At 66.1% G+C, this 2,250-nt stretch carries 3 protein-coding genes and 1 pseudogene; all 4 read right to left on the minus strand.

All coding sequences use genetic code 11. The annotated features are described in order from the left end of the window. Positions 1-72 (minus strand): annotated as a pseudogene (locus tag LQV45_RS26705) (urease accessory protein UreG); the annotation flags it as partial. A 34-nt stretch (positions 73-106) separates the two neighbouring features. Beyond that, entirely contained in the window at positions 107-772 is a 666-nt protein-coding gene (locus LQV45_RS26710; protein ID WP_230009755.1) for an urease accessory protein UreF, read from the minus strand. A gap of 198 nt (positions 773-970) precedes the next feature. After that, positions 971-1,453 (minus strand): urease accessory protein UreE, encoded by a 483-nt coding sequence (gene ureE, locus LQV45_RS26715; RefSeq protein ID WP_230009758.1) that lies wholly within the window; start codon positions 1,451-1,453, stop codon positions 971-973. Positions 1,454-1,472: 19 nt separating this feature from the next. Then, positions 1,473-2,250 (minus strand): urease subunit alpha (locus tag LQV45_RS26720; RefSeq protein ID WP_230009761.1); only part of this gene is annotated, 778 nt, incomplete at its 5' end.

The following is a 2,250-nucleotide window of genomic DNA, read 5'->3' on the forward strand; positions in this document are numbered from 1 at the left end:
GAGCCGCTCCACGAGCTGGGTCTTGCCGGCACCCACCGGGCCGCCGATGCCGATTTTGACGGGCTCAGACATATTCTTCTCCAGACATATTTTGTGTGTAGCTCGGTTAACTCATGAACATGCGGGCGCGCTGGCGTTCGTGCCGCATTTGCGAAATTTCCAGCCCGGGGCTGACGGCCCCAAAATCGTCAGGCGTGAGGTGACTGGAGCGCTCGGCGGCGGCAGCTACGCCGTCGGCCGCCTTCCGCAGGATCCGCTGGCCGGCGTTCTGCCCCAGGGGGATCGCCCGGACGGCGTTCTGCGTCAAGGACGTCACCGCGGCGAACAGATAAGCGGCGAGGGCCTCCGGGAGCGGTACGTTCAGGGACCGTGCGACGACGGCGAACGCCAGCGGCTGATGCCCGGCGGCACGGCCGGAACCCACCAGCTCCCGGTACTCCGCCAGATCTGCGGACGGAAAGATCTCGGCGCCGATCTCCAGCAGACGCCCGCCCATCTTGGTACTGGCCTCGCGCAACTGCCGGGGTAACAACTGGGCGGTCAACAACGCATCCAGTTCGGCAACCGGAACGTCCTCATAGAGGAACCGGATTGCCAGGGCGTCCGAGTACGTCAGCTGCTGTGAAATGAACGCCGCCAGCCACACCCCAAAGGACTCCTCGTCGTGCACCAGCCCGCGCTCCACATACGTCTCAAACCCCAGAGAGTGAGCAAACGCCCCGGTAGGCAAAGCAGAATCCGTCAGCTGCTGCAACGCCAACTGGTGAGTCATAACGGGCTCCGCGACGCAAGGCAAGCAGTCGAACCTGCGAAGGCGGGTGATAGGGGTCGCGGCGTGGCGGGCACCGCGGTGGGCCCACTGCCGCGAGGGTCCCGACTCGAGCTTGCGAGAGTCGGGAGCGGCTGGGGACGGGCACGACCCCTATCACCCGCCGCAGCGCCCACGGCGCCCCAGCCACAACGGCAGAGGCTAGTGCGAGTGTTCGGCATGGCGGAAGGGGACGGGCATCACGCGTTCCTGGCGGTCGTAGGGCGCTTCGACGTGTTTGAGATAGTCCTCCACGGTGTGGTCGTACTGGCAGACCATCACCTCCGCCCCGTACTCCGAGGAAGCGTCGAAGAACTGGGCCTGCAGGTGCCGGTTGCCCAGGGAGTGGGCCACCACCCCCATCTCGTGGATGGAGCGCGGGGCGATCACCAGGACGTCGGTGGGCAGGACTGACACCACGATCATGTTGGTGCCGGCCACGTGCAGGATGTCGCCGTCGCGCAGGTCCCCGGAACCGGCGGGGAGGCGGATGCCGAGTTCCTTCCCGTGGTCGGTGGTGACGCGCTGGATGCGTTTGACCAGCTGGGCGCTGGGCAGCACCACCTTCTCGCGGTGGAGCCCAAAGTAGGGGTCCGGACCGGGAGGGAGGTCGTGGGTGTTGCCGAGGACTTTTTCGATGATCATGGTGATCTCCTCTGGAAGCCTAGAAAAGGAAGTAGCGCTGCGCCATGGGCAGCACGTCTGAGGGCTCGCAGGTGACTTCCTCGCCGTCGACGCTCACCTGATACGTTTCCGGGTCCACCTCGATATCAGGGGTGGCGCCGTTGTACTTGAGGTCCGCCTTGGTAAGGTTCCTGATTCCGGACACCGGCCGGATGACCTTCTCCAGTCCGAGCTCGGCCGGGACCCCGGCCTCGATGGCGGCCTGGGAGAGGAAGGTGATGGAGGACTGCTGCAGCGCCTTGCCATAGGCGGCGAACATCGGCCGCATGGTGCGCGGTTGCGGGGTGGGAATGGAGGCGTTGGCGTCACCCATGAGGGCGTAGGCGATCTGGCCGCCCTTGAGCACAAGGTCCGGCTTCACTCCGAAGAACGCGGGGTCCCAGAGCACAAGGTCGGCGAACTTGCCGACCTCCACGGAGCCGATGGAATCGGCCATGCCCTGCGCGATAGCCGGGTTGATGGTGTATTTCGCCACGTAGCGCTTGAGCCGGAAGTTGTCGCTCTCGGCGCCCAGGCCTGACGCGGCCCCGTGCGCACCCCCGGCAGGATCCTTCAGTACGCCGCGCTGTTTCTTCATCTTGTCCGCCACCTGCCAGGTGCGGATGACCACCTCGCCCACCCGGCCCATGGCCTGGGAGTCCGAGGACGTGATTGCGAAGATGCCCAGGTCCTGCAGGACGTCCTCGGCGGCGATGGTCTCGGCGCGGATGCGGGAGTCCGCGGATGCCACGTCCTCCGGGATGTCCGGGTTCAGGTGG

It is taken from the genome of Microbacterium sp. Bi128 (assembly GCF_918698205.1).

Coding starts and splice junctions, on each gene's coding strand:
- LQV45_RS26710 (WP_230009755.1), bottom strand. CDS start 772: ATGACTCACCAGTTGGCGTTGCAGCAGCTGACGGATTCTGCTTTGCCT.
- ureE (WP_230009758.1), bottom strand. CDS start 1,453: ATGATCATCGAAAAAGTCCTCGGCAACACCCACGACCTCCCTCCCGGT.